This window comes from Halomonas sp. ABH4_019 (assembly GCF_056159885.1).
The window spans coordinates 26,158-47,957 of sequence record NZ_JBSWWC010000003.1; the positions used below are offsets into that span (position 1 = coordinate 26,158).

Genomic DNA, 21,800 nt, shown 5'->3' on the forward strand with positions numbered 1-21,800 from the left:
GGATCCATGACATGAACGATACTCCGACCATCCTGACCCGCATCCTGGCGCGCAAGGACGAGGAGGTCGCCGAGCGTCGGCGGCGTCTGTCCGAGGCCGACCTGCTGGCGCGCGCCGCCGGACAGACGGCCCCGCGCGGCTTCGTGGCCGCCCTGGACGAGCGCATGCGCGACGGCGACCCGGCGGTGATCGCCGAGGTCAAGAAGGCCTCTCCCTCCAAGGGCGTGATCCGCGAGGACTTCCGCCCGGGGGAGATCGCCACGAGCTATGCCGCGGGCGGGGCGGCCTGCCTGTCGGTGCTCACCGATGCCGACTTCTTCCAGGGCCACGAGGACTTCCTGGTCGAGGCCCGCGAGGCCTGTTCGCTGCCGGTGATCCGCAAGGACTTCATTACCCACGGTTACCAGGTCAGCGAGGCCCGGGCCATCGGCGCCGACTGCATCCTGCTGATCGTCGCCGCACTGGATGACGCCCGCCTGGCCGACCTGCATCGTCAGGCCACCGAGCTCGGCATGGACGTGCTGGTCGAGGTCCACGATGCCGCCGAGCTGGAGCGTGCCCTGGCGCTGGACCTCTCGCTGGTGGGCATCAACAATCGCGACCTGCACACCTTCGCGACCCGCCTCGAGACCACGCTGGACCTGCTGCCGCGTATCCCCGCCGGTGTCACCGTGGTCACCGAGTCCGGCATCCATTGCCGCGATGACGTGCTGCGCATGCGCGAGCACGATGTTCACGGCTTCCTGGTGGGCGAGGCCTTCATGCGGGATGAGGCGCCCGGCGAGGCGCTGCGTCGGCTGTTCTACTAGCCCGGCGCCCCGCAGTACCACGACGCCCCCGGCGAGTCATCGCCGGGGGCGTCGTGGTACTGCGCATCGGGGCGGCCGAGGCCGGCTCAGCGGCGATGCCGGGCGAGGGTGGCGGAGGGCGCTTCGCCGAACAGCCGCCCATAGTCGCGGGCGAATTGCCCCAGGTGGTAGAAGCCCCAGTCGCCGGCCGCCTGGCTCACCGTGGTGGCGGCGTCCGGCTCGCACAGGCGGCGGCGCACCCGGTTGAGCCGTGTCAGGCGCAGGAATTGAATGGGGCTCACGCCGAGGATGCTGGCGAAGCTGTAGCGCAGGGTGCGCTGGCTGACGTGGGCGATGCCGCATAGTTCATCGAGGCTCACCGGCGGCGTCTCGCCACTCTCCAGGTGAGCACGGATGCGATCGACGACCTGGCGGCGGTGATGATAACTGGGCGGGCGCTCGGTGTTGGGCGCCTCCTCGCGCAGGATCGCCTGAAGGGCCAGGCCGAGAATGTCCTGATGCACCCGGGGCACGACCCCGTCGCCCTGCAGGCCCAGCAGGCGCTCGATCAGGAAGGTCGTCGCCTGGCGCGTCTGGGGCGGCAGCATCAGGCACATCAGACGCTCCGGGTCGGTCTCCAGCAGGGCGCGCGAGGCCTCGCCGGCCGTGCGCTCCAGCCAGTCGCGTCCGACCACCAGCCCGTAGATATCGAAGGTGTCCGGGGTGACCAGCTCGAAGTCATGGCCGCCGGGCTGGCACATGACGTCGCGTTCGCCGACCCGGTGGCCGTTGATGCGGCAGTCCCCCGCCTCGGCGGGAATGCCGATCCACAGCGAGTCGGGCCAGACGTTGCACTGCTGGCCCAGCGCATGGCTGGTGTGTTCCTTGAAGACCTGCATCTCGGGCAGGTGAATCTCGTCGATGCGGCCATAGAAACGGCCCTGTCCGAACTGATCGTACTCCTGGGCCCAGTCGGTCAGATTGTGGGCATGCTCGTTGGCGTCCCAGGCTTCCTGCTTGCACTTCCGTGGTGCACGCTCGGGGGTTCGCATCGTCTGTGACATGTGGCGTCACTCCTTCTGCCCCGCTCCACCGTGGTGCTCTATGGGGCAAGTTGTTGTTGGTAATGATTTATTGGGTTTTGCCGGAAAACGATAACGGCGCTCGTGACGCGCTCGTTACTCTCTCCTGTAGCAACATTCGTTCCGTTCCGGGGCCTCACAGCCGTCCGAACGCTCGACCAGGAGACGACGATGGCCAAAGCCTATCACCATACGCTGGGACACCGGCGCTATCACTTCGCGAGCCTCGCCGAGCTGATGGCCAAGGCCACGCCGGCTCGTTCCGGGGACCAGCTGGCCGGCGTCATCGCCGGTTCCGCCGAGGAGCGGGTGGTGGCCCAGATGGCGCTGGCAGAGCTGCCGCTCTCGACCTTCCTCGAAGACCATCTGGTGCCGTACGGCGAGGATGAAATCACCCGCCTGATCATCGATACCCATGACGCCGCGGCCTTCGCGCCCCTGAGCCACCTGACCGTCGGTGACTTTCGCAACTGGCTGCTCAGCGACCTCGCCACCCCGGACATGATCGCCCGCGTGCGTGCCGGCATCACCCCGGAGATGGCCGCGGCGGTCAGCAAGATCATGCGCAATCAGGACCTTATCCTGGTGGCGCGCAAGTGCCGGGTGACCACCGCCTTTCGCAATACCATCGGCCTGCCGGGACGCCTCTCCACCCGGCTGCAGCCCAACCATCCCACCGACGATGCCACCGGGATCGCCGCCAGCCTTCTCGACGGGCTGCTGTATGGCAACGGCGACGCGGTGATCGGCATCAACCCGGCCACCGACAATGTCGCCCAGAGCGTCAAGCTGATGACGCTGATGGATGAGGTGATTCAGAAGTACGAGATTCCTACCCAGTCCTGTGTGCTGACCCACGTCACCAACACCCTGGAGGCGATCGAGCAGGGGGCCCCGGTGGACCTGGTGTTCCAGTCCATCGGCGGCACCCAGGCCACCAACGAGAGCTTCGGCTTCGACCTGGCCGTCCTCGGGGAGGCCCGGGAGGCGGCCCAGGGCCTCAAGCGTGGCACCGTGGGTGACAACGTCATGTACTTCGAGACGGGGCAGGGCAGCGCGCTGTCCGCCAACGCGCATCATGGCCTCGACCAGCAGACCTGCGAGGCGCGCGCCTATGCCGTGGCCCGGCACTTCGAGCCGCTGCTGGTCAATACCGTGGTCGGCTTCATCGGCCCCGAGTACCTGTTCGACGGCAAGCAGATCATCCGCGCCGGTCTCGAGGATCACTTCTGCGCCAAGCTGCTCGGCGTGCCCATGGGCTGCGACATCTGCTACACCAATCACGCCGATGCCGACCAGAACGACATGGACAACCTGCTGACCCTCTTGGGGACGGCGGGCTGCACCTTCATCATGGGCATCCCCGGCTCCGACGACATCATGCTCAACTACCAGACCACCTCCTTCCACGACGCCCTCTATGCGCGCCGCGTGCTCGATCTGGCGCCAGCCCCCGAGTTCGAGCGCTGGCTCGACGAGATGTCGATCTTCGAGGACGTGGCTCGCCATCGTCCCAGCGGCCGGCTGCCGGATGCCTTCGCCCGCCCGCTGGACCGCTTGCCCGAGGGAGGCACCCCATGAGCGAGACAACGCCGACGCCGGGTGTGACGACCAATCCCTGGCACCGGCTGCGCGAGTTCACCGATGCGCGCATCGGGCTTGGGCGGGCCGGCACCAGCCTGCCCACCGGGGCTTCGCTGGAGTTCCAGCTCGCCCATGCCCGGGCTCAGGATGCCGTGCACCTGCCGCTGGACGTCGAGGCGCTGTGTCGCGACCTCGATGGCCTGGAGACCGGTCACCCGATCCATCGCCTGCACAGCCAGGCCGACGATCGTGCCACCTACCTGCGGCGTCCCGACTGGGGGCGCCGCCTCGACGAGGCCTCGCGGGAACGGCTGGCACCGCCGGACGAAGCACCTTGTCCGGCCTCCGACCTGGCCATCGCGGTGGTCGATGGGCTCTCTTCGCTGGCGGTGCAGCAGAACGCCCCGCCCTTCCTCGAGGCGTTGGCCCGGGAACTGGCCGAGGACGATCAGGACTGGTCGCTGGCGCCACTGACGGTGGTCGAGCAGGGTCGGGTGGCGATCGGCGACGAGATCGGCGAATGCCTCAACGCCCGGGCCGTACTGGTGCTGATCGGCGAGCGCCCGGGGCTCAGCTCGCCGGACAGCCTCGGCCTCTACTTGACCTGGGGGCCGCGGGTCGGGCTGAACGATGCCGCCCGCAACTGCATCTCCAATGTGCGCCCGTCGGGCTTCGTCTTCGACGAGGCCAGCCGGCGGCTGATGTACCTGCTGCGAGAGGCCCGGAGCAAGGGCCTGTCCGGGGTGAATCTCAAGGATCGCACCGAGGACGACGTGATCTCGTCCTCGGGCGGCGTCCAGAACTTCCTGACCTCCTGAGGGCCCGGCGGCGGGCCCAGGGACACGACTCCCCAACCGGCGGGTATCGCGCCCGCCATCTCCATCGCGACCTCATAACAACAGTGCAAAGGTGACCCGATGAACGATGTGACCCTGGACCAGGATTATCTGGCCAAGCGACAGCTGAAGAAGGGCAGTGCCGGCTGGCTGCTGCTGGCCGGCCTCGGCGTGTCCTACGTGATCTCCGGCGACTTCGCCGGCTGGAACTTCGGCATCGCCGAGGCGGGTTGGGGCGGCTTCGTGATCGCCGCCGGGCTGATGGGGCTGATGTACTTCGCCCTGGTGCTGTCGCTGGCCGAGATGTCGGCGGCGATTCCCGCCGCGGGGGGCGGCTACAGCTTCGCCCGCCAGGCCATGGGGCCGGCCGGTGGCTACCTGACCGGCCTGGCGGTGCTGATCGAATACGCCCTGGCGCCGGCCGCCATCGTGATCTTCATCGGCGCCGCGGTGGAGGCGCTGCTGGGGATCAACGGCCCCATGGTCTATGCGCTGTTCTACGCGGTGTTCATCGGCATCCACCTGTCCGGCGCCGGCGAGGCGCTCAAGGTGATGATGGTGATCAGCGGCCTGGCGGTGTTTGCCATCCTGGCGACCGCCCTGGCGCTGTTCGGCGCCTTCGATGCGAGCCGGCTGTTCGACATCGCGCCCACCGATGCCGCCGGCGCCAGTGCTTTCCTGCCCTTCGGCTGGGCCGGGGTCTGGGCCGCGCTGCCCTTCGGCATGTGGCTGTTCCTGGCCGTCGAGGGGGTGCCGCTGGCGGCGGAGGAAGCCACGAACCCGGCGCGCGACGTGCCGCGGGGCATCATCGGGGCCATGCTGTTCCTGCTGGTCACGGCGGTGCTGGTGGTGGTGTTGCTGGCGGGGGCGGCCGGGGCTGATGCCATCGGGGCAAGCGGCGTGCCGCTGGTCGATGCGCTGAAGGTCGCCGACCATCCGACCCTGGCGACGCTGGTCAACGTGCTGGGGCTGGCCGGCCTGGTGGCCTCCTTCTTCTCGATCATCTATGGCTACAGCCGTTTGGTGTTCGCCCTGTCCCGGGCTGGCTATCTGCCGAAGATGCTATCGCTGACCAGCCGTCGCAAGGCGCCGACCTGGGCGCTGGTGGTGCCGGGGGGGTTCGGTTTCCTGGCATCGCTGAGCGGCGAGGGTGACTTGATTCTGGGCATGGCCGTGGTAGGAGCGACCATCTCCTATGCGCTGATGTCGCTGAGCCATATCCTGCTGCGACTCAAGCGTCCGGAGCTGGTGCGTCCCTACAGGACGCCCGGCGGCATCCTGACCTCCGGCCTGGCACTGGTATTGTCGCTGGTGGCGCTGTCCGGCGTGTATGCCTTCGATCCGCGGGCCTTCAGCTACACCCTGGGGCTGTTCGTGATCGGTGCGCTCTATTATTTCCTGTACAGCAAGAACACTCTGGTGGCGAAGACCGCCGACGAGGAATTCGCCCTGGTGGCGGACGCCGAGAGCGGTCTCGAGGTGTCGGTGGCCAATTGAGCGACTGGCGAAGCAGAAGGACCGCCATGGGGCGGCCCTTCTGCACGGGATGATGCCCCTGGAACGGGGCTAGGCGGCCTGCGGCGAATCCGCGAACACCAGGCTGACCAGGGTGTCGCCGCGCTTGGGAGACAGCCCGCTCTCGGCGGTGGCCAGGCGCACCCGTCCGGACGGACCGATGCACAGCAAGGGCAGCCAGCGCCCGCCGTGGGCCTGGCGCAGGGTCTCCAGGCGGGTCTTGTCGTCGAAGCGCCGGCGACGCACCTCGCCGCCTTCCGCCACCAGCCGCGACAGCCGGGCGTAGGTCACGTCGCGGCCGAACAGCATCGGCAGGTGATCCAGGGCCTGGCCGTGGGGACGATTGCCGCGGCGACCCTCATCGACCGCCAGGCGGAACACCCGGTCGCGGCCGAGCAGGTGCTCGAAGTGCAGCGCCGCCAGGTCGTTGAGTTCCCGGTAGGGAGAGAGCGGCAGCAGGTAGCCGATGCCGCTGAGTTCCAGGTGCTGGGCGGCGTGCTCGGAGAGCGGGTCGCCGTAGTAGGTGGTGAGCCCCTGCTCCTTGGCCAGCTGGATCGCATCCCAGCTGCTGTCGGCCAGCACCACGCTGACGCCGGCGTCGCGCAGTGCGCTGCCCAGCTGTCGGGCCACGGGGTTGGCGCCGATGATCAGCACGCCGTCGGGGGAGGGGCGCTGCACGCCCAGCCAGCGGGCCAGCGGCCGCGACAGCAGGCTCTGGCTGACCACGGTGCTGATGATCACCAGGAAGGTGACCGGCACCAGGAGTTCGGCGCCGGGCAGGCCGGCATCCTCCAGGCGCAGGGCGAACAGCGAGGCCACCGCGGCGGCGACGATGCCGCGCGGCGAGATGAAGGCCAGCAGCGCCTTCTCGCGCCACTCCAGGCCGCTGCCCAGGGTGCACAGCCATACCGACAGCGGCCGCGCGACCCCCACCAGCACGATCAAAAAGGCCCAGGCCGGCCAGCCCAGCAGGGCCAGCTGCTCCACGGTGAGCCGTGCGGCGAGCAGCAGGAACAGCCCCGAGATCAGCAGGACCGAGAGGGTCTCCTTGAACTCGATGATGGGCCGGGTCGGCACGCCGCGCATGTTGGCCATCCACACCCCCATGACCGTCACCGTGAGCAGCCCCGACTCGTGGAACAGCAGGTTGGAAGCCGTGAACAGCGTCAGCATCAGCATCAGGGTGCCGAAGCTGTGCAGTTGGCGGGGCAGCCAGTGACGGCGCAGCACCAGCCCCCAGCAATAGCCGCCGGCGCTGCCCAGGCCGAAGCCGATCAGCGCCGTCTTGGCGAACAGCATCAGCGTCTGGGTGGCCGCCTCGCTGCCCGATCCCAGGGCCACGAACTCGTAGACCAGCACCGCGCCGATGGCGCCCATGGGGTCGATCAGGATGCCTTCCCAGCGCAGGATCTGAGTCAGGTGGTCCCGGGCCCTCAGGGTCTGCAGCATCGGCAGGATCACCGTGGGGCCGGTGACCACCAGCAGGGCGCCCAGCACGCTGGCCATCTCCCAGGACAGGTCCAGCAACAGGCGCGCCGCCAGGGTCGCGGTGACGCCGGTGATCAGCGCTCCCCAGGTCACCAGGCGGCGTACCGTGCGGCCGTGACCGCCAAGCTCGCGGAAGCTCAGGGTCAGGCTGCCCTCGAACAGGATCACCGCCACCGCCAGCGAGACCAGCGGGAACAGCAGATCGCCGAGCAGGGCGTCGGGGTCGAGCAGGCCGGTGACCGGGCCTGCGGCGATGCCGGCCACCAGCAGCATGAGGATCGCCGGCAGCTTCAGCTGCCAGGCGATCCATTGGCAGATCAGCGCCATCAGGCCGATCATCGCCAGGTCGAAGCCGGCGTGCTCCATGGTCGTTCGCGCTCCATCTGGGGGTAAAGGGCGCGCAGCCTAGCGTCGCCCGGCGCGACATGCAATCCATTGCCGCGATGAAAGGAATTGATGTCGCCTCGGCGACAGCGGTGCCGCCGTGGCGGCGAGGTCCCGGTGCCGAGGATCGGCCGGAAGGGGCGGGAAAAGAGGCGCCGGCATGACCCCGGCGGGTCGGTGTATCGCCGGCGGATGCCCCAGGGCCAGGCCGATGACGATCGGCCTGGCCCTGGGGCGGGGTGTGTCTCAGCCGGCCCGCTGGAGCGCCGCCAGCAGGCCCTGCAGCGGGTGCGGCAGGCTGGCGTCCGAGAGCCGCCTGGCCTGGCTGCGGCAGGAGTAGCCGCTGGCCAGCAGCCGGCCGGCGTTGGCCGGATCCTCGACCTTGGGTTGCCAGGACTGAGCGTAGATGGTCTTCGAGGTCGCGAGGTTGCGCGCCTCGTGGCCGTAGGTGCCGGACATGCCGCAGCAGCCGCTGGCCAGCACCTCGAGCTCCAGGCCGAAGGCGGCGAACAGCCGCTGCCAGGCCTTGGGCGTGCCCGGGGCGCCGGTCTTCTCGGTGCAGTGGGCGAGCAGCTTGTAGCCGGGATCGTCGAGACGGGCGCCTTCCGGTGCCAGCTCGGGCGCGCGTTCGGCCAGCCGCTCACTCAGCCATTCCGGCAGCAGCTGCACCTCGGGCACGGCCTCGGCGCCCAGCGCCTTCACGTACTCCTGGCGGTAGGTCAGGGTCATCGCCGGGTCGATGCCGACCAGCGGCACGCCGGCCTCGGCCAGCGTCCGCAGGCGCTCGGCCTGCTTCTCGGCGGTGCGCGTGAAGGCGCCGAGGAAGCCCTGCACGTGCAGCGGCTTGCCGTTGGGGGCGAAGGGCGCGACGAAGACGCGTATGTCGAGGCGCTCGAGCAGCTCGACCACGTCCATCACCAGCCGGGACTCGAAGTGGCTGGTGAAGGCGTCCTGCACCAGCACCACGCTGTTGGCGCGTTGGGCCTCGGTGAGTCGGCCAAGCGAGGTCGGCGTGGCCTCGGCCACGCCCCAGGCCCGGAGCTGCTTGTCGAGGCGCGCCCGGGACAGCCGGGGGCTGTCGACCATGCCCACGGGGCCGGCCAGCAGGCGGCCGATCCAGCGATTGTCCAGGGCGGCATTGTAGAGCGGCGCGACGCGGGCGAGCGTCGGCACCATGAACTCCAGCCCGCCGATCAGGTAGTCGCGGGGCGGACGCAGGTAGCGGCCGTGGTAGACCTCGAGGAACTGGGAGCGGAAGGTCGGCACGTTGACCTTCACCGGGCATTGGCCGGCGCAGGACTTGCAGGCCAGACATCCCGCCATGGCGTCATAGACCTCATGGGAGAAGTCGTCCTCGCCGCGGCGCTTGGCCAGGGTGTTCCTGAGCTTGCCGGGGAAGGCCTTGAGCGCGCCCCAGGCGCCACCGCGTCGGGCGTCGCGCGAGGCCTCGAGCACGTCGACGCCGGCCTCGCCCTGCAGGCGCAGCCACTCGCGCATCAGGCTGGCGCGGCCCTTGGGCGAGTGGATGCGCTGGCGGGTGGCCTTCCACGACGGGCACATGGCGTCGTCGGGATCGTAGTTGTAGCAGGCGCCGTTGCCGTTGCAGTAGACGGCATCGCCGTGGGCCTGCCAGACCCGCTCGTCGATCCGGCGATCGAGCTGGCCGCGGGTCGGCACCCCGTCGATGGCCAGCAGCCCCGGATCGACCCACTTCACGGCCTGCTCGTCGTCGTGTTCGGCGTCGGATGTCTCGCTCTCGTCTTCGGGCGGGATAGTAGCCCTACCCGCGTCTTCGGGCGGGATGGAAAGCGACGCGTCTTCGGGCGGGGGAAATGAAGAGAAAGGCGTGGCGATCTTGCCCGGATTCAACTGGTTATGCGGGTCGAAGGCGCCCTTGAGCCGCTGCAGACTGGGGTAGAGCGGGCCGAAGAAGGCCGGGGCGTACTCCGAGCGCACGCCCTTGCCGTGCTCGCCCCACAGCAGACCGCCGTACTTCCGGGTCAGCGCGGCGACCTCGTCGGAGATCTCGCGGATCATCGCCTCCTGGGCCGGGTCCTTCATGTCCAGCGCCGGGCGCACGTGCAGCACCCCGGCGTCGACGTGGCCGAACATGCCGTAGGCCAGGCCGCGGGCGTCGAGCAGGGCGCGGAATTCGGCGATGTAGTCGGCCAGCTGCTCCGGCGGTACCGCGGTGTCCTCGACGAAGGGCAGCGGGCGCTGCTCGCCCTGGACGTTGCCGAGCAGGCCCACGGCGCGCTTGCGCATGCCGTAGACCCGGGTGATCGCCGCGCGGCCCACGGCCTGGGTGTAGCCCAGCCGGGTGACGCTGTCGTCCTTTCCGAGATGTTCGCAGAAGGCCGCGACCCGCTCGGCCAGACGCTCGGGGTCGTCGTCGTTGAATTCGACCAGGTTGATGCCGTGGGTCGGCGTGTCGCCGGTGTCAGGAAAGAACTCGCCGACGCTGTCCCACACGAAGTCCTGCTGGGCCAGGCCCAGCACCTTGTCGTCCACGGTCTCGATAGACGTTGGAGAGGCGCTGCTGGCCATGAGCGCCTTGGCGTCGCGCAGGGCGTCCATGAAGCCGGCGTAGCGCACGTTGACCAGGGTCGAGTGCTTGGGGATCGGCAGCACGTTGAGCACCGCCTCGCTGGTGAAGGCCAGCGAGCCCTCGGCGCCGCACAGCACGCTGTTGAGATCGAACTTGCCTTCCGCCGTTCTCAAGTGGGCGAGATCGTAGCCGGTCAGGCAGCGGTTGAGCGGCGGGAAGGTGTCGCGAATGCGCTCGCGCTCGGTGTCGATGATCTCGCGGGCCATGCGGTGCACCCGGCCCACGGCGTCGTCGCGCCGGCACAGCGCCTCGAGCTCGTCGTCGTCGACCGGGCGGGTCGTGAGCCGCTCGCCGCCGAGCAGCACGCTGTCGAGTTCGAGCACGTGGTCGCGAGTCTTGCCGTACTCGCAGCTGCCCTGGCCGCTGGCGTCGGTGGCGATCATGCCGCCGAGGGTGGCGCGGTTGGAGGTGGAGAGCTCCGGGGCGAAGAACAGCCCGTGGGGCTTGAGCGCGGCGTTGAGCTGGTCCTTGACCACGCCGGCCTGGACGCGCACCCGGCGGGCCTCGACGTCGATGTCGAGGATGGCGGTCATGTGCTTGGAGACATCGACCACCAGGCCGTCGGTCAGCGACTGGCCGTTGGTGCCGGTGCCGCCGCCGCGGGGGGCCAGCGCCACGCGGCGGAAGTCGTCGCGGGCGGCGAGCCGGGCGATGCGCTCCAGGTCGTCGGCGTTGCTGGGATAGAGCACCGCCTGGGGCAGGCGCTGGTAGATCGAGTTGTCGGTGGCCAGCACCGTGCGGTTGGCGTAGTCCGGGGCGATCTCGCCCTCGAAGCCCGAGTCTTGCAGGGCCTCGAGGAAGTGCAGGTAGGGGGCGTCGGCGCGGTCGGAAGCGCCGAGGCGCTCGGTGTCCAGTCTGGCGATCATGTCGTTTTTCGGTCGCTGTCGCTGCCGCGTGGGGCAGGGGGAGAAGGAAGTCCTACTGTACCGTGACAGGCCGCGCCACGCATCCTGGCGCGTGGCGCCGGGGCGGGCTTTTGCCTACAATGGCCGCCTTGCGTTTGTTGATTTCACCGACTGCGACGGACCGGATTCCATGCTCGATCCCAAACTGCTGCGCGGCGACCTCGAGACGGTCGCCCAACGACTGGCCACCCGGGGCTTCGCCCTCGACACCGCACGGCTCGCCGAGCTCGAATCCCGGCGCCGCGAGCTTCAGGCCGAGACCGAGCGCCTGCAGAACGAGCGCAACACCCGGTCCAAGTCGATCGGCCAGGCCAAGGCCGCCGGCGAGGACATCCAGCCGCTGCTGGATGAGGTCAGCGACCTGGGCGAGCGCCTGGACGTCGCCAAGGCGCGGCTCGCCGAGGTACAGGCCGAGTGGGACGAGCAGATCGGCGGCCTGCCGAACCTGCCCCACGAGAGCGTGCCCCAGGGCGAGAGCGAGGACGACAACGTCGAGCTGCATCGCTGGGGCGCGCCGCGTACCTTCGACTTCGACGTCCGCGACCACGTCGATCTGGGGGGCCGTACCGGCCAGCTCGACTTCGACCTGGCCGCCAAGCTGACCGGCGCCCGCTTCGCGGTGATGCGCGGCACCATTGCCCGGCTGCACCGTGCGCTGACCCAGTTCATGCTCGACAAGCAGACCCTCGAGCACGGCTACGAGGAGTGCTATGTCCCCTACATGGTCAACGACGACTCGCTGTACGGGACCGGGCAATTGCCCAAGTTCGGCGAGGACCTGTTCCGCCTGGAGGACGAGCGCGGCTATCGCCTGATCCCCACCGCCGAGGTGCCGCTGACCAACTTCGCCCGCGGCGAGATCCTCGAGCACAGGCAACTGCCGATGCGGCTCACCGCGCATACGCCGTGCTTCCGCAGCGAGGCCGGCTCCCACGGGCGCGACACCCGCGGCATGATCCGCCAGCACCAGTTCGACAAGGTCGAGATGGTGCAGCTGGTCGATCCGGCCACCAGCTATGACACCCTTGAGGAGATGCGCGGCCACGCCGAGGCGATCCTCCAGGCGCTCGACCTGCCGTACCGCGTGGTGACCCTGTGCACCGGCGACATGGGCTTCGGTGCCGCCAAGACCTACGACCTGGAGGTCTGGCTGCCGAGCCAGGAGACCTACCGGGAGATCTCCTCGATCTCCAACTGCGAGGACTTCCAGGCCCGCCGCATGCAGGCGCGCTTCCGCCATCCCGACGAGAAGAAGCCGCGGCTGCTGCACACCCTCAACGGCTCCGGCCTGGCCGTGGGCCGCTGCCTGATCGCGGTGATGGAGAACCACCAGAACGCCGACGGCTCGATCACCGTGCCCGAGGCACTGCGCCCCTATATGGGCGGGGTCGACACCGTTAACGCTTGAGGCGTTAACGGTAGAAGTAAGCTGTAAGAGCGGCGCAACGCGCCTGGAAGAGGGAAGAAACGACACAACCCCCGTTCAAGCGGGGGTTGTGTCTTTGTGAGCCGATGAAACACTGGCTCACTCTTCACTCTTCACTCTTCACTCTTCACTCTTCACTCTTCACTCTTCACTCTTCACTCTTCACTCTTCACTCTTCACTCTTCAGCGCCTCGATCTCCCAGCCGACGCTGACCGCGGCGTCGATGGAGAGGGTGCCGGGGCGGTACTCGGTGGCGCCGCCGCTTTCCCTGGCGTCGGCGCTCATGGCCATCATCCGCGGCTGGAACACCGGCGCCTGGTTCTCGCTGACCGACAGCACGTCACCCAGTTCGACGTTCAGGCTCTCGGCCATCAGCTCTGCCTTGTGTTTCGCGCGCTCGAGGGCCCGATTCAGGGCCTCGTCGCTGGCCGCGTCGCGGTCGGCCAGGTCGTAGGTGACGCCGTCCAGGGCGTCGACGCCGGCCTCGGTCAGGGCATCCAGGATCGTCGGCAGGCGGTCGAGATCATTGAGCTCGACCTCGAAGGGGCGCTCGAGGCGGGTCCGCACCAGCGGCGTCGGCTCGTCGTCCTTGCTCCGCTCGTGAAGGACCTCGGGCTGGACGCGCAGGGAACCGGCTCGGATGGCGTCGCGTTCCAGGCCGGCCGACTCCATGGCCTGGATCAGGCTGGCGGCACGCTCCTCTAGGCGGCCTCGGGCCTCGGCCAGGGCCTCGGCATCGCCGCCGCTGACGTCGCGCTGGGCGATGGCGGGAGTGAGCTCCCACAGCCGTGCGCTGAGCGTGGCCTGGTCCGGCACTACCTCGAGCTCGGCGTGGGCCTGGACGTCCAGGCGGTGGGGCGGGGGAGAGGTCTCGGCGGCGGCCGCCAGGGGCAGGCCGGCGAGCAGCAGGGCGAACAGGCTGCCGGGTAGCCGGGGGCGGAGTCGAGCGAGGGGCATGGCGCTTTCCTTTTCGCGATGGATACGCCGCTTGGAACCGGCCCGGCGTGCAAGGTTCCCTGTCGTGGCCGATTGCACGAAGCTTGCATGGTGAGCCGGTGCCTGGCGCGTTGTACCCGAGGCCGCCAGGCTTCATGATGACGGTCCTTGCATCGGCGGAGTGGGCGGCATGGCGCGACCCGAAGACGACACCCAGAGCAGCATCCCCCTTAACCTGACGCTGGCGCTGGCCGCCCTGGTGGTGATCATCGCCGGGATGCGGGTCGGCTCCAGCCTGCTGGTGCCGTTGCTGCTGTCGCTGTTCATCGCCGTGGTCTGTACCGCGCCGGTGCACTGGCTGCATCGCCTGGGGGTCGGCCTGCGGTTGTCGGTGTGGCTGACCCTGGTGGTGATCGGTGGGCTGCTGTCGCTGCTGGGTGTGCTGCTGGTCAACAGCTTCGGCACCTTCGTCGATGCCCTGCCGGGCATCGAGGAGAAGCTCTATCAGTACTACCTGGGCCTGCTCGACGGCCTTGCCAGCCTGGGGCTCGCCATCGATACCGACCGCCTGGCCGAACTGCTCGACGCCGAGCAGTTCGGCGGCTGGATACCGGCATTGATCGGCCAGGTCGGCAACCTGATGATGCAGAGCGTGATGGTGGCGCTGCTGGTGATGTTCCTGCTGTTCGAGACGCTGAACTTCCGCGACAAGATTTCCCGAGCGCTGGTCAATCCGGCGCCCAGCCTGCGCCGCTTCAGCGAGTTCAGCCTGACGCTGAAGCGCTACCTGGCGGTGAAGACGGTGATCAGCCTGGCCACCGGGGCGCTGATCTGGCTGGCCTGCAAGCTCGTCGGCGTCGAGTTTCCGCTGCTGTGGGCGGTGCTGGCCTTCGCCCTCAACTATATCCCCAACATCGGCTCCGCCATCGCCGCGGTGCCGCCGGTGATGCTGCTGCTGGTGTCGCCGGAGGGCGGGCTGTTCAAGGCCGTGGTGCTCAGCGGGGCCTACCTGGGGGTGAACTTCGTGCTCGGCAACCTCGTCGAGCCGCGGGTCATGGGCCGGGCGCTGGGGCTCTCCACCTTCGTTGCCTTCCTGTCGCTGGTGGTGTGGGGCTGGATATTCGGCGTGGTGGGCATGCTGTTGTCGGTGGTGCTGACCATGACCTTGAAGATCGCCCTGGACAGCCATCCGCAGACGCGCTGGATCGCTCATCTGCTGGGACCGGGCACCGCGCCCATCGAGACCGCCGATCGGCCGCCCTCGGCGCGCCGCGAGGAGAAGGCCGACTGACCCCGTAACGACGACGCCCCGGCCAGGCCGGGGCGTCGCGGGATCGGTGCGCGTCGATCAGGCGTTCTGATCGATGAACTGCGTCAGCTGGGACTTGGACTGGGCGCCGACCAGGGAGGCAACCTTGGTGCCGGACTTGAACAGCATCACGGTGGGAACGCCGCGCACGCCCTGCTCGGCGGCGATTTCCGGGGCGTCATCCACGTTGATGCTGACGATCTTGAGGTTGCCTTCGCGTTCCTCGGCGACCTCGTCGACCACCGGTGCCATGACCTTGCAGGGGCCGCACCAGGGGGCCCAGAACTTCAGCAGCACCGGCGTATCGGCGTTGAGGACTTCCTGCTCGAAGTTGGCATTGGTGACATCGACGTTGTTGGCCATGTGATTCTCCAGTGACTACGTTGCGCATCATGTGCGGATGGTCTGGCATGCCGTCAGGCAGGCTCGATCGCTCGATGGTAGCGGTCGGCCAGGATGCTGGCAAATCCCGTACCGGGAAATGCCGCCTCTCACGGGGGAGTGTGTCGCCCGACTTGCTATGCTATAAAGTAATTATGGATGATATTCTTATTTCACTATGGTCTTTTGACAGCATGGCAGCCGGCAGGGAGGGGCGTCCATGAAGCTCCAGCAGTTGAGGTACATCTGGGAAGTCTCGCGACACAACCTCAATGTCTCGGCCACCGCCCAGAGCCTCTACACTTCCCAGCCGGGTATCTCCAAGCAGATCCGTCTGCTCGAGGATGAGTTGGGGGTGGAGATCTTCGCCCGCAGCGGCAAGCACCTGACCCGAGTGACCCCGGCCGGCCAGGCGATCATCGATCTCGCCGGCCAGGTGCTGCGCCTCACCGAGAATATCAAGCACGTCGCCCAGGAGCACAGCGACGAACGCCGCGGCAACCTGTCCATCGCCACGACCCATACCCAGGCGCGCTATGCGCTGCCGCCGGTGATTCGCGAGTTCACCCGCAAGTATCCCGATGTGGCCCTGCACATGCAGCAGGGCACGCCCAAGCAGATCGCCCAGATGGTCAGCGAGGGCCAGGCGGACTTCGCGATCTGCACCGAGTCGCTGGAGCTGTTCAACGACCTGGTGCTGCTGCCCTGTTACCGCTGGAATCGCTGCGTGCTGGTGCCCCAGGGGCACCCCCTGGCCGAGCTCGAGTCGTTGACGCTGGAGGCCCTGGCCGAGTATCCGCTGGTGACCTACGTGTTCGGCTTCACCGGCCGCTCGCAGCTCGATGACGCCTTCCGCGGCAAGGGGCTCACCCCCAACGTGGTGCTGACCGCCGCCGATGCCGACGTGATCAAGACCTATGTGCGCCTCGGCATGGGGGTGGGCATCGTCGCCCACATGGCGGTGGACCCGGAACTGGATACCGACCTGGTGGCACTCGATGCGGGCCACCTGTTCGAGAGCTCTACCACCAAGATCGCCATTCGCCGCGGCACCTTCATGCGCAGCTTCATGTACGACTTCCTGCAGGGCTTCGCCGACCACCTGGCGCGCGACCTGGTGGATGCCGCCCTGGCCGCCGGGCCCCGGCACGAGCAGGCGCTGTTCGACGCGATCGAGCTGCCGGTGCGCTGATTCCCCAGGGCCGAACTGCCCCGGCCCCACGCAAGAACGCCGGCGCTCGTCCGCAGGGACGGGCGCCGGCGTGGGCGATCGCGGTCGACCGCTACCGACTCAGTGCTGCAGGTGCAGGCCGCACTCGCGCTTCTCTTCCACCTTGGTCGGGTCGAAGTAGTCGAACTCGTTGGGCAGGTCGTGGGCCTGCAGATACTGGTACATGTCGCGGGCGCTCCAGTGCAGCAGCGGGGCGACCTTCAGCAGGCCGTCGGCGTTGCGACTGACCGGGGACATCCTGGCCCGTTCCGGGGTGTCCTCGGCGCGCAGCGCGGTGAACCAGACGTCCGGGGCCATCTCGCCAAGGGCGCGATTGAAGGGCTCGAGCTTGACCTCTTCGGTGAAGGCCGCGTGGCGCGGGTCGTCGATGCCCGGCATGGAGCCCTCGACGGCCTCGCGGTGGGCCCGGGTGCGGCGCGGGATATAGCTGATCAGGTTGAGGCCGAGCTGTTTCACCACCGCGTCGGCGAAGCGGTAGGTGGCCTCGGTGTTGTAGCCATGATCCATCCACACCACCGGGATGTCCGGGCGCACCTGACTGACCATGTGCAGGATCACCGCCTCGAAGGGACGGAAGTTGGTGGTCACGATCGGCCGGGCGCCCTGCTCCAGGGCCCAGCGCACCAGGGCCTCGGGATCCTGGCCCAGGTCGCGATTGATGACGTCGAGTTGCGGCTCCATGAGCGCCTCCCAGAAAGGTGTCTCGGTGGCGCTACACTAGCAGAGCCCGAGTGGGCGGCCCCAATACCGATTGATTGGATATTTATGCCGCTAAGGATTAACGGTGTCCTTCCGTTATTCCTTGTCGGCTTAATGCCGGTGTGTCCGCGCCCATTGTTCCACCGGTGCCGTTCCGCCGGTGCCAGGCGTCATGCCGGGTCACCCAGGGCCGCCATCAGATGGCGGATCTTGTCCAGGGTCTCGGTGTACTCCGCCTCGCCCTCGGAGTCCGCCACCAGGCCGCCGCCGCCCCACAGGTGCAGCCGGCCGCGGTCGGCCACCGCGGTGCGGATGGCGATGGAGGTATCCATGTGCCCGCGCACGTCGACGTAGCCCAGGCTGCCGCAGTAGGCGCTGCGCGCCGAGGGCTCCAGCTCGTCGATGATCTGCATGGCGCGCACCTTGGGCGCGCCGGTGATCGAGCCGCCGGGGAAGGCGGCGGCCAGCAGCGCCAGCGGCGAGTGCTGCTCGGCCAGCTCGCCGGTCACCACGCTGACCAGATGATGGACGTTGGCGTAGCTTTCCAGGCCGCACAGCTGTGGCACACGCACCGTGCCGGGGCGACACACTCGGCCGAGGTCGTTGCGCAGCAGATCGACGATCATCACGTTCTCGGCGCGGTCCTTGACGCTCGACGTGAGTGCCTCGGCCAGCCGACGGTCCTCTTCCGGCGTGGCACCGCGGGGCCGGGTGCCCTTGATCGGCCGGGTCTCGACTCGGCCCTCGGCGCAGTGCAGGAAGCGCTCCGGCGACATCGACAGGATGGCCTGGTCCCCCCAGGCCAAAAACCCCGAGAAGGGCGTGGGGGTGGCGCGGCGCAGGCGGCGGTAGGCCGTCCACAGGTCGCCTTCATAGGGCGCGCTGAAGCGCTGGGCCAGGTTGATCTGGTAGCAGTCGCCGGCGCGGATGTAGCGCTGCACGGCGTCGAAACGCGCCAGGTAGGCGTCGCGGCTCATCTCCGCCGCGAACTCGCCCCGCAGTCGGAAGGCGGTTTCCTCGACGTCGACCGCTTCGCCCAGCCAGCCCAGCACCTGGACGCGACGCTCCGGGCTGGCCACCAGCCAGGCCTCCTGGCGCTCATGATCCAGGATCAGCGCCCAGTCGTAGAGGCCGACCCTGGCCGCCGGCAGGCCGGCCGCGGGCCGCGCCCGGCCGGGAATCGGCTCCAGGCAGTGGCCGAGGTCGTAGCTCCAGTAGCCGAGCAGCCCGCCGAGGAAGGGCAGGTCGCTGTCGGGCACGTCGCGCGGCAGGCGTTCGAGCAGCGCCTGCTGCGCGGCGAAGGGAGGGAGGTCGTCGGGCAGGGCATCATCGCCGTGACAGCGACCCGCGGCATCGACCTCCAGCATGCTCAATGGATCGCAGGAGAGGATATCGTAGCGGCCGCCCGGGGCGGCCGGCTTGCCGCTGTCCAGCAGCACGGCGCCCGGACGATGGCGCAGGGCGGCGAAGGGTGCCAGGGGAGAGTCCCGATAGGGCAGGGGGGTGATCTCGAGTGGTGATGTCATCGATAGCGTTTCCCTCAACAGGCGGCACATTCTAGGCCCCATGGCGGGCTTTGTCCCGTCGCCGCGGCGGCGGGTGACGACGCCTCGTCAACGCAGCCGGCAAGGCGTCGATGCCTGGCCTACCGATCGCTTGGTTGTTTACAACCAAAGGGGGAGGAATGCGATCATGTGGCATATTGACCCTTTGAACGCCACTGGCTACAGTGCCTACATCACTTAATTGTCGACAATCAACATGACCAACGCCCTGACCCCATCGGCCAACGCCCCCGAAGTCCGCACCCTGGCGGAGCGGGTCTTCCAGCAGCTGCAGGACGCCATCGTCCGCGGCGAGCTGGCGCCCGGCAGCAAGATCACCGAGCCCGGCCTGTCGCGCACCTACGGCATCTCGCGTGGGCCGCTGCGCGAGGCGATGCGACGCCTCGAGGCACATCGCCTGATCGAGCGGGTGCCCCACGTCGGCGCGCGGGTGGTGAAGCTGTCGATCAAGGAACTGCTCGAGCTGTTCGACGTTCGCGAGGCCCTGGAGAGCATGGCGGCGCGGATCGCCGCCGAGCACATGACCGCCGAGGAGATCGCCGGTTTGCGCGAGGTGCTGGCGCTCCACGAGCGGCAGAGCGATCTGAGCCGCGGCGAGGCCTACTACCAGCGCGAGGGCGACCTGGACTTCCACTATCGCATCGTCCAGGGCAGCCACAACAAGATGCTGATGGGCATGCTGTGCGACGACCTCTACTACCTGGTGCGGCTGTATCGGACCCAGTTCAGCGCCAGCGGTTCGCGTCCTCAGCGGGCCTTCGTCGAGCACCATCGCATCGTCGATGCCATCGAGGCCGGCGACGCCGAGCTCGCCGAGCTGCTGATGCGGCGTCACGTCAGCGCCTCGCGGGAGAATGTCGTCGAGCGCTACGCGGCCGTCCTCGACCAGGAACCGGCGACGTCCCCATGACGGGCCCCGCCACCACAGACCGGAGACACCCATGACACAAGCGACGCCCGGCGCCCGTTTTCGCGCCGCCCTCGAGGCCAGTCGGCCGCTGCCGATCGTCGGCACCATCAATGCCTACACCGCGATGATGGCCGAGCGAGTCGGCCATCCGGCGATCTACCTGTCCGGCGGCGGCGTGGCCAACGCCTCCTTCGGCCTGCCGGATCTGGGCATGACCACCATGAACGACGTGGTCGAGGACGCCCACCGCATCTGCGGCGCCACCGACCTGCCGCTGCTGGTGGACATCGACACCGGCTGGGGCGGCGCCTTCAACATCGCGCGCACGGTGAAGGAGATGCAGCGCGCCGGGGTGGCGGCCGTTCACCTGGAGGACCAGGTGGCCCAGAAGCGCTGCGGTCATCGGCCGAACAAGGCGATCGTTTCCCAGCAGGAGATGGTCGATCGCATCAAGGCCGCCGCCGATGCGCGCCTCGATCCGGACTTCTATCTGATCGCCCGCACCGATGCCTTCCAGAAGGAGGGGCTCGAGGCCGCCATCGAGCGCGCCAACGCCTGCCTGGAGGCCGGCGCCGACGCCATCTTCGCCGAGGCTGTGCATACCCTGGACGACTATCGCGCCTTCTGCGAGCGCCTCGACGCACCGATACTCGCCAACATCACCGAGTTCGGCGCCACGCCGCTGTTCACCCAGCAGGAGCTCGCCGAGGTCGGCTGTCGCATGGTGCTCTACCCGCTGTCCGCCTTCCGCGCCATGAACGCCGCGGCGCTCAAGGTCTATCAGAGCATCCACGACCAGGGCCACCAGCGCGATGTGGTGGACCAGATGCAGACCCGCGAGGAGCTCTACGACTTCCTCAACTATCACGACTTCGAGCGCAAGCTCGATGCGCTCTTTGCCGACAAGGGCGAGGACGCATAAGCGCGTCTTGCAGCGCCTTCCAACAACAACACCACGCCTAGCTCACGCAGCATTAAGGAGAGACACCATGGCAGACAAACCGATCGGCGGCGCCGGCCTGCGCGGCCAGAGCGCCGGTTCCACCGCCCTGTGCACCGTCGGCAAGAGCGGCGCCGGCCTGACCTATCGCGGCTTCGACATCGCCGAACTGGCCGACAAGGCGCGCTTCGAGGAGGTGGCCTATCTGCTGCTCAAGGGCAAGCTGCCGAACCGGGCCGAGCTCGACGCCTACGTCACCAAGCTCAAGGGCCTGCGCGGCCTGCCGCCGGCGCTGAAGACCGTGCTCGAGCAGATTCCGGCCGACGCCCACCCCATGGACGTGATGCGCACCGGCGCCTCGATGCTCGGCAACCTCGAGACCGAGGAGAGCTTCGATCAGCAGCAGGACGCCTCCGACCGGCTGCTGGCGGCGCTGCCCTCGATCATCTGCTACTGGTATCGCTACAGCCACGACGGCGTGCGCATCGACACCGAGACCGATGACGACTCGGTGGGTGGCCACTTCCTGCACCTGCTGCGCGGCGCGCCGGCCTCCGAGCTGCATGCCGGGGTGATGAACGTCTCGCTGATCCTCTACGCCGAGCACGAGTTCAACGCCTCGACCTTCACCGCCCGGGTCTGTGCCTCGACCCTCTCCGACATGCACTCCTGCGTGACCGGTGCCATCGGCTCGCTGCGCGGTCCGCTGCATGGCGGCGCCAACGAGGCCGCCATGGCGATGATCGAGAACTGGCAGTCCCCGGAGGAGGCCGAGCGCGAGATCCTCGGCATGCTCTCCCGCCGCGACAAGATCATGGGCTTCGGACACGCCATCTACCGCGAGTCCGACCCGCGCAACGCCATCATCAAGAAGTGGTCCAAGCGGCTGGCCGAAGACGTGGGCGACAGCGTGCTCTACCCGGTCTCCGAGCGCGTCGAGGCGGTGATGTGGCGCGAGAAGAAGCTGTTCTGCAACGCCGACTTCTTCCATGCCAGCGCCTATCACTTCATGGGCATTCCCACCAAGCTGTTCACCCCGATCTTCGTCTGCTCGCGGGTCACCGGCTGGTGCGCCCACGTCTTCGAGCAGCGCGAGAACAACCGCATCATCCGCCCGAGCGCCGACTACACCGGCCCGGAGCACAGCGAGTGGGTGCCGCTGGAAGAGCGCTCTTAGACTTTGCTGAAAACTGGCTGCGCTCGCCCATACGG

The 21,800-nt window shown here is 68.4% G+C and carries 17 protein-coding genes; 10 read left to right on the top strand and 7 right to left on the bottom strand.

The genetic code is table 11. The features are described 5' to 3' along the window. The first annotated feature begins 11 nt into the window (after positions 1–11). A complete protein-coding gene (gene trpC / locus ACXAFN_RS12460; protein ID WP_474989130.1) occupies positions 12–809 on the top strand; it encodes an indole-3-glycerol phosphate synthase TrpC in 798 nt (265 codons plus the stop codon). A gap of 86 nt (positions 810–895) precedes the next feature. Here trpC and ACXAFN_RS12465 read toward each other — a convergent pair whose 3' ends face one another. Continuing rightward, the gene (locus tag ACXAFN_RS12465) at positions 896–1,852 is read right to left on the bottom strand and encodes a helix-turn-helix domain-containing protein (RefSeq protein WP_474989131.1); all 957 of its coding nucleotides are present in this window, start codon (positions 1,850–1,852) and stop codon (positions 896–898) included. A 189-nt stretch (positions 1,853–2,041) separates the two neighbouring features. Here ACXAFN_RS12465 and ACXAFN_RS12470 point away from each other — a divergent pair, with 189 nt between their 5' ends. The 3 genes from ACXAFN_RS12470 to eat all read left to right on the top strand — a co-directional run bounded on the left by ACXAFN_RS12470 (position 2,042) and on the right by eat (position 5,787). After that, positions 2,042–3,451 carry an ethanolamine ammonia-lyase subunit EutB gene (locus ACXAFN_RS12470; protein WP_474989132.1) on the top strand — a complete coding sequence of 470 codons (1,410 nt, stop codon included), beginning with the start codon at positions 2,042–2,044 and terminating at the stop codon, positions 3,449–3,451. After that, complete coding sequence (gene eutC, locus ACXAFN_RS12475) at positions 3,448–4,272, top strand: ethanolamine ammonia-lyase subunit EutC (RefSeq protein ID WP_474989133.1); 825 nt, start codon at positions 3,448–3,450, stop codon at positions 4,270–4,272. The genes ACXAFN_RS12470 and eutC overlap by 4 nt, the downstream gene beginning before the upstream one ends. A 99-nt stretch (positions 4,273–4,371) precedes the next feature. Beyond that, a complete protein-coding gene (gene eat, locus ACXAFN_RS12480; RefSeq protein WP_474989134.1) occupies positions 4,372–5,787 on the top strand; it encodes an ethanolamine permease in 1,416 nt (471 codons plus the stop codon). A gap of 69 nt (positions 5,788–5,856) precedes the next feature. On the opposite strand, the gene ACXAFN_RS12485 is transcribed toward eat, so the two are convergent. Together ACXAFN_RS12485 and ACXAFN_RS12490 are read right to left on the bottom strand one after the other, a co-directional pair. Continuing rightward, positions 5,857–7,659: a cation:proton antiporter gene (locus ACXAFN_RS12485; RefSeq protein ID WP_474989135.1), complete on the bottom strand. Its 1,803-nt coding sequence runs from the start codon at positions 7,657–7,659 to the stop codon at positions 5,857–5,859. Between the two features lie 264 nt (positions 7,660–7,923). Next, entirely contained in the window at positions 7,924–11,151 is a 3,228-nt protein-coding gene (locus ACXAFN_RS12490; RefSeq protein ID WP_474989136.1) for an FAD-binding and (Fe-S)-binding domain-containing protein, read from the bottom strand. A gap of 169 nt (positions 11,152–11,320) precedes the next feature. On the opposite strand from ACXAFN_RS12490, the gene serS reads away from it, so the two are divergent. After that, entirely contained in the window at positions 11,321–12,598 is a 1,278-nt protein-coding gene (serS, locus tag ACXAFN_RS12495) for a serine--tRNA ligase (protein ID WP_474989137.1), read from the top strand. A 187-nt stretch (positions 12,599–12,785) separates the two neighbouring features. Here serS and ACXAFN_RS12500 read toward each other — a convergent pair whose 3' ends face one another. Continuing rightward, positions 12,786–13,574, bottom strand: coding sequence for an SIMPL domain-containing protein (locus ACXAFN_RS12500; protein ID WP_474989138.1), 789 nt, complete (start codon positions 13,572–13,574; stop codon positions 12,786–12,788). Positions 13,575–13,743: 169 nt separating this feature from the next. On the opposite strand from ACXAFN_RS12500, the gene ACXAFN_RS12505 reads away from it, so the two are divergent. Continuing rightward, positions 13,744–14,844 carry an AI-2E family transporter gene (locus ACXAFN_RS12505; RefSeq protein WP_474989139.1) on the top strand — a complete coding sequence of 367 codons (1,101 nt, stop codon included), beginning with the start codon at positions 13,744–13,746 and terminating at the stop codon, positions 14,842–14,844. 57 nt (positions 14,845–14,901) lie between these two features. On the opposite strand, the gene trxA is transcribed toward ACXAFN_RS12505, so the two are convergent. After that, complete coding sequence (gene trxA, locus ACXAFN_RS12510; RefSeq protein ID WP_474989140.1) at positions 14,902–15,225, bottom strand: thioredoxin; 324 nt, start codon at positions 15,223–15,225, stop codon at positions 14,902–14,904. A gap of 238 nt (positions 15,226–15,463) precedes the next feature. Between trxA and cysB the strand changes: the two genes are divergently transcribed. Beyond that, complete coding sequence (gene cysB / locus ACXAFN_RS12515; RefSeq protein ID WP_474989141.1) at positions 15,464–16,435, top strand: HTH-type transcriptional regulator CysB; 972 nt, start codon at positions 15,464–15,466, stop codon at positions 16,433–16,435. 99 nt (positions 16,436–16,534) lie between these two features. Here cysB and ACXAFN_RS12520 read toward each other — a convergent pair whose 3' ends face one another. Both ACXAFN_RS12520 and pabB read right to left on the bottom strand, forming a co-directional pair. Beyond that, a complete protein-coding gene (locus ACXAFN_RS12520) occupies positions 16,535–17,155 on the bottom strand; it encodes a phosphoadenosine phosphosulfate reductase domain-containing protein (RefSeq protein ID WP_474989142.1) in 621 nt (206 codons plus the stop codon). 188 nt (positions 17,156–17,343) lie between these two features. After that, entirely contained in the window at positions 17,344–18,699 is a 1,356-nt protein-coding gene (pabB, locus tag ACXAFN_RS12525; protein ID WP_474989143.1) for an aminodeoxychorismate synthase component I, read from the bottom strand. 235 nt (positions 18,700–18,934) lie between these two features. Between pabB and ACXAFN_RS12530 the strand changes: the two genes are divergently transcribed. The 3 genes from ACXAFN_RS12530 to prpC all read left to right on the top strand — a co-directional run bounded on the left by ACXAFN_RS12530 (position 18,935) and on the right by prpC (position 21,765). Continuing rightward, positions 18,935–19,648: a GntR family transcriptional regulator gene (locus tag ACXAFN_RS12530; protein ID WP_474989144.1), complete on the top strand. Its 714-nt coding sequence runs from the start codon at positions 18,935–18,937 to the stop codon at positions 19,646–19,648. A 31-nt stretch (positions 19,649–19,679) separates the two neighbouring features. Continuing rightward, the gene (prpB, locus tag ACXAFN_RS12535) at positions 19,680–20,570 is read left to right on the top strand and encodes a methylisocitrate lyase (protein ID WP_474989145.1); all 891 of its coding nucleotides are present in this window, start codon (positions 19,680–19,682) and stop codon (positions 20,568–20,570) included. Positions 20,571–20,637: 67 nt separating this feature from the next. Further along, complete coding sequence (prpC, locus tag ACXAFN_RS12540; protein WP_474989146.1) at positions 20,638–21,765, top strand: bifunctional 2-methylcitrate synthase/citrate synthase; 1,128 nt, start codon at positions 20,638–20,640, stop codon at positions 21,763–21,765. The last annotated feature ends 35 nt before the right edge of the window (positions 21,766–21,800 follow it).